Source organism: Pseudomonas citronellolis (assembly GCF_029335315.1).
Classification (GTDB): Bacteria; Pseudomonadota; Gammaproteobacteria; order Pseudomonadales; family Pseudomonadaceae; genus Pseudomonas; species Pseudomonas citronellolis_A.
Genome location: NZ_JARJLT010000310.1, coordinates 1 through 4986, shown reverse-complemented (window position 1 = coordinate 4986; position 4986 = coordinate 1). Strand labels below are relative to the sequence as shown.

Genomic DNA, 4986 nt, shown 5'->3' with positions numbered 1-4986 from the left:
GGAGCTGGCTGTGCTTTTAGTGCACGTCCTTCCAGTATTCGCGCTTGAGCAGGTAGGCGAACACGAAGAAGAAGGCCAGGAACAGCAGGACGTAGGTGCCGATGCGGTGGGACTCCAGCTTGTTCGGGTCTGCCGAGTAAGCCAGGAAGGTCACCAGGTTCTTCACCTTCTCGTCGAACTGCGCTTCGGTCAGCTGGCCGGTCTTCGGCACGATGGTGAGCTGGTCACAGGCCTCGTGGGTCAGCGGCGTGCCGGTCAGCGGATCGAACTGCTTCTTGCCATTCTCCACGACCTGGATCTGCTTGCAACCGATAACCTGGCGACCCTGCACGCTACCCAGCACGTTGGGCATGCCGACGTTGGGGAACACCTTGTTGTTCACACCCCAGGGACGCTTGGGGTCCTCGTAGAACGAACGCAGGTAGCTGTACAGCCAGTCGGCGCCGCGTACGCGGGCGACCAGGGTCAGGTCCGGCGGCGCGGCGCCGAACCACACCTTGGCGTCGGCCGGTTTCATGCCGATTTCCATGTGGTCGCCAATCTTCGCCCCGGTAAAGGCGATGTGGCTGAGCATCAGCTCCTCGGGAATCCCGAGATCCCTGGCGACACGCTCGTAACGCTGGAACTTGGCGCTGTGGCAACCCATGCAGTAGTTGGCGAAGGTACGTGCGCCATCCTGCATGGCGGCTTTGTCGGTCAGGTCGATGTCGACGTGATCGAGGGCCGGTCCGTGGCCTTCGGCGGCGAAGCCGAAGAGGGGCACCAGGGCCAGAATCAATGCTGCGAATTGCTTTTTCATCAGCCAGTCACCCTTTCCGGAACCGGTTTGGTTTTCTCCATCCGGGTGTAGAACGGCATCAGGATGAAGAAGGCGAAGTACAGGATGGTGCACAGACGCGACAGCGTGGTGCCCAGCGGCGACGGAGCTTGCGAGCCGTAGTAGCCGAGGATGACGAACGACACCGCGAAGACCACCAGCCAGATCTTGCTCAGCCAGCCCTTGTAACGCATCGAACGCACCGGGCTACGGTCCAGCCAGGGCAGCACGAACAGCACGGCGATGGCGGCGCCCATGGCGATGACGCCCATCAGCTTGTCCGGAACGGCGCGCAGGATCGCGTAGAACGGGGTGAAGTACCACACCGGGGCGATGTGTTCCGGGGTCTTGAACTGGTTCGCCATCTCGAAGTTGGGCTTCTCGAGGAAGAACCCGCCCATTTCCGGGAAGAAGAAGATCACGGTGCAGAAGACGAACAGGAAGACCACTACGCCGACGATGTCCTTGACGGTGTAGTACGGGTGGAACGGGATGCCGTCCAGCGGAATGCCGTTCTCGTCCTTCTTCTTCTTGATGTCCACGCCGTCGGGGTTGTTCGAGCCGACTTCGTGCAGCGCCAGGATGTGCAGCACGACCAGGCCGAGCAGGACGATCGGCAGGGCGATCACGTGCAGGGCGAAGAAGCGGTTCAGGGTGATGCCGGAAATCAGGAAGTCACCGCGAATCCACTGCGCCAGGGCCTCGCCGACCACCGGGATGGCACCGAACAGCGAGATGATCACCTGGGCACCCCAGTAGGACATCTGGCCCCAGGGCAGCAGGTAGCCCATGAAGGCCTCGGCCATCAAGGCGAGGTAGATCAACATGCCGAACAGCCACACCAGCTCGCGCGGCTTCTGGTAGGAGCCGTAGAGCAGGCCGCGGAACATGTGCAGGTAGACCACGACGAAGAACGCCGAGGCACCGGTGGAGTGCATGTAGCGGATGATCCAGCCGTAGTCCACATCGCGCATGATGTATTCCACGGAGGCGAAGGCTTCTTCCGAGGACGGCGTGAAGCTCATGGTCAGCCAGATGCCGGTGAGGATCTGGTTGACCAGCACCAGCAGCGCCAGGGACCCGAAGAAGTACCAGAAGTTGAAGTTCTTCGGCGCGTAATACTTGCTCAGATGGTCTTCCCACATCTTGGTAGCGGGGAAGCGGGCATCGACCCAAGCCATGAACTTGTTCATCAGGCTTTCTCCTGGTCCACGCCGATGGTCAGCACATCACCATCGAGGCTATAGGGCGGAATCGGCAGGTTCAGGGGCGCGGGCTGGCCCTTGTAGACGCGACCGGCCAGATCGTAGTGGGAGCCGTGGCAGGGGCAGAAGTAGCCACCCTTCCAGTCCGGGCCGAGGTCGGCGGGAGCGACTTCCGGGCGGAAGGTCGGCGAGCAGCCCAGGTGGGTGCAGATACCGACGATGACGGCGAGCTCGGGCTTGATGGAGCGCAGCTTGGGATCGACGTAGGTGGGCTGGTCGGAGGCCTTCGACTCCGGGTCGGCCAGTTGGCCATCCAGGGTGGGCAGTGCGTCGAGCATTTCCTTGGTTCGGTGCACCAGGAACACCGGCTTGCCGCGCCATTCAGCGATGACCTGCTGGCCTGGCTCGATCTTGCCGACGTTCACCTTCACCGGTGCGCCAGCCGCCTTGGCCTTGGCACTGGGGAACCATGACCCCACGAACGGGACCGCAGCTCCGACAGCTCCCGCGGCGCCGACCACCGAAGTGGCCGCGACGAGGAAGCGGCGCCGGCCTGCATTCACGCCGTCATTACTCATTCAGTCGTCTCCCATCAGCATTTAGCCCGTTATCTTCTCGGGCCTTTGAGTAAAAGTTGTGCCGCAGAAAAATTCGCCAAATGTTAAATAAAAGCCCTGTAGCTGACAAGGTAATTACCTTTCAAGCAAAAGCTGGAGCCCTTGCACCACGCGGCTTTCAAGCGTGCGACACCTTGCCGCATAAATTGCCGACCCTCTTAATCCTAGGCATAAAAAAACGCCCAGTCCTCTCGGCGCTGGGCGTTTTTTTCGAAGCGTCGTATTAACGCTTGGAGTACTGCGGACGCTTACGCGCTTTACGCAGACCAACTTTCTTACGTTCAACCTCACGAGCATCGCGGGTGACGTAGCCGGCTTTGCGCAGGGCGCTGCGCAGGGTTTCGTCGTACTCGATCAGGGCACGGGTGATACCGTGACGGATCGCGCCGGCCTGGCCGCTGACACCACCACCGACGACGGTGACGTAGATGTCGAACTTCTCGGTGTTCTCGGTCAGCTCGAGCGGCTGACGAACGACCATGCGAGCGGTCTCGCGGCCGAAGAACACGTCCAGGCTGCGGTTGTTGATGGAGATATTGCCGGTACCCGGACGCAGGAATACGCGTGCGGTAGCGGTCTTACGACGGCCAGTGCCGTAATTTTGAGTCGCCGACATGATGTGCTATCCCGTTAAATCTTCAGTTCTTGAGGCTGCTGAGCGGTGTGCGGGTGGTTGGCACCCTTGTACACTTTCAGCTTGCGGTACATGTCGCGACCCAGCGGGTTCTTCGGCAGCATGCCTTTGACGGCGATCTCGATGACGCGCTCGGGAGCCTTGGCAATCAGCTTCTCGAAGTTGATCGACTTGATACCGCCCGGGAAGCCCGAGTGATGGTAGTACATCTTGTCGGTGGCTTTGGCGCCGGTGACACGAACCTGTTCGGCGTTGATGACGACGATGTAGTCGCCGGTGTCAACGTGCGGGGTGTATTCCGGCTTGTGCTTGCCGCGCAGGCGGGTAGCGATTTCGGTAGCCAGACGACCCAGGGTCAGGCCAGCAGCGTCGACGACGAACCAGTCGCGCTTAACAGTTTCTGGTTTCGCGGTGAAAGTTTTCATTCGTTATAGCCTCAGGGGCCGCCTGAAAATAAGACGGCGAATCTTACTGGACAGTGGTTGCCTTGACAAGTCAAGGACAGCCAGAAACAGACACGATTTGGGGCTCGGGTCAGTGTGCGTCCGTAACGACTAGATGTATCAATCGGCAGGCGTGGCATCCCCCACCGATGAAAGGCTGGCGAATTATGCAGATTCCGGCAGAATTTACAACCTTGTTAACCATTTGATTTCACGAGGAGACGCCATGGAGTACCGCCCGCTCGGCCGCACCGGACTGAACGTCAGCGCACTGTGCCTGGGGACCATGACCTGGGGCGAGCAGAACACCGAGAGCCAGGCCTTCGCGCAAATCGACCTGGCCAAGGCCGCCGGCCTCAACTTCATCGATACCGCCGAGATGTACCCGGTGCCGCCGAGGGCCGAAACCTACTCGCGCACCGAACAGATCATCGGCAACTGGTTCCGCCAGCGCGGCGACCGCGCCGACTGGATTCTCGCCAGCAAGGTCGCCGGCCCCGGCAACGGCATCGCGCACATCCGCGACGGCCAGCTCAGGCACGACCGCAAAAACATCGTGGCCGCCCTCGACGCCAGCCTGAAGCGCCTGCAGACCGACTGGATCGACCTCTACCAACTGCACTGGCCCGAGCGCAGCACCAACTTCTTCGGCCAGCTGGGCTACCAGCACAAGGAGCAGGACTTCACGCCGCTGGAGGAAACCCTGGAAGTGCTCGACGAGCAGGTGCGCGCCGGCAAGATCCGCCACATCGGCCTGTCCAACGAGACGCCCTGGGGCACCATGCGCTTCCTGCAACTGGCCGAACAGCGCGGCTGGCCGCGCGCGGTGTCGATCCAGAACCCCTACAACCTGCTCAACCGCAGCTTCGAGGTGGGCCTGGCGGAAATCGCCATTCGCGAACAGTGCGGCCTGCTGGCCTACTCGCCGCTGGCCTTCGGCATGCTCTCGGGCAAGTACGACAACGGCGCACGCCCGGCCAACGCGCGGATCACCCTGTTCAGCCGCTTCACCCGCTATACCAACCCGCAGAGCGAGCGCGCCTGTGCCCGCTACGTGGCGCTGGCCCGCGAGCACGGCCTGGACCCGGCGCAGATGGCCCTGGCCTTCGTCACCCGCCAGCCGTTCGTGACCAGCAACATCATCGGCGCGACCTCGCTGGAGCAACTGGAGAGCAACCTCGCCAGCTTCCAGCTGCAGTTGTCCGATGAGGTCCTGGCCGGCATCGAGGCGATCCACAAGGACCAGCCGAACCCCGCGCCCTGAGAGCCC

General features: G+C 61.8%; 6 protein-coding genes. 1 reads left to right on the top strand and 5 read right to left on the bottom strand.

Annotated elements, in window-relative coordinates; all coding sequences use genetic code 11:
* Positions 1-16: 16 nt before the first annotated feature.
* From P3W75_RS23405 to rplM, 5 genes are all read right to left on the bottom strand, one after another.
* Positions 17-799 (bottom strand): cytochrome c1, encoded by a 783-nt coding sequence (locus P3W75_RS23405; protein ID WP_276229700.1) that lies wholly within the window; start codon positions 797-799, stop codon positions 17-19.
* Entirely contained in the window at positions 799-2010 is a 1212-nt protein-coding gene (locus P3W75_RS23400; RefSeq protein ID WP_276229699.1) for a cytochrome b, read from the bottom strand. The genes P3W75_RS23405 and P3W75_RS23400 overlap by 1 nt, the downstream gene beginning before the upstream one ends.
* Complete coding sequence (petA, locus tag P3W75_RS23395) at positions 2010-2600, bottom strand: ubiquinol-cytochrome c reductase iron-sulfur subunit (RefSeq protein ID WP_276229698.1); 591 nt, start codon at positions 2598-2600, stop codon at positions 2010-2012. Before petA ends, P3W75_RS23400 begins: the two co-directional genes overlap by 1 nt.
* 262 nt (positions 2601-2862) lie before the next feature.
* Positions 2863-3255, bottom strand: a complete 393-nt coding sequence (rpsI, locus tag P3W75_RS23390) for a 30S ribosomal protein S9 (RefSeq protein ID WP_009617885.1) — start codon at positions 3253-3255, stop codon at positions 2863-2865.
* 14 nt (positions 3256-3269) lie between these two features.
* On the bottom strand, positions 3270-3698 hold the full coding sequence (gene rplM, locus P3W75_RS23385; RefSeq protein WP_009617884.1) for a 50S ribosomal protein L13: 429 nt from the start codon (positions 3696-3698) through the stop codon (positions 3270-3272).
* A gap of 244 nt (positions 3699-3942) precedes the next feature.
* Between rplM and P3W75_RS23380 the strand changes: the two genes are divergently transcribed.
* Positions 3943-4980, top strand: a complete 1038-nt coding sequence (locus tag P3W75_RS23380; RefSeq protein ID WP_276229697.1) for an NADP(H)-dependent aldo-keto reductase — start codon at positions 3943-3945, stop codon at positions 4978-4980.
* Positions 4981-4986: the final 6 nt, after the last annotated feature.

What these genes read in the sequence shown, in the direction of transcription:
- P3W75_RS23405 (WP_276229700.1), bottom strand. Translation starts at nt 799, where the DNA reads ATGAAAAAGCAATTCGCAGCATTGATTCTGGCCCTGGTGCCCCTCTTC.
- P3W75_RS23400 (WP_276229699.1), bottom strand. Translation starts at nt 2,010, where the DNA reads ATGAACAAGTTCATGGCTTGGGTCGATGCCCGCTTCCCCGCTACCAAG.
- petA (WP_276229698.1), bottom strand. Translation starts at nt 2,600, where the DNA reads ATGAGTAATGACGGCGTGAATGCAGGCCGGCGCCGCTTCCTCGTCGCG.
- rpsI (WP_009617885.1), bottom strand. Translation starts at nt 3,255, where the DNA reads ATGTCGGCGACTCAAAATTACGGCACTGGCCGTCGTAAGACCGCTACC.
- rplM (WP_009617884.1), bottom strand. Translation starts at nt 3,698, where the DNA reads ATGAAAACTTTCACCGCGAAACCAGAAACTGTTAAGCGCGACTGGTTC.
- P3W75_RS23380 (WP_276229697.1), top strand. Translation starts at nt 3,943, where the DNA reads ATGGAGTACCGCCCGCTCGGCCGCACCGGACTGAACGTCAGCGCACTG.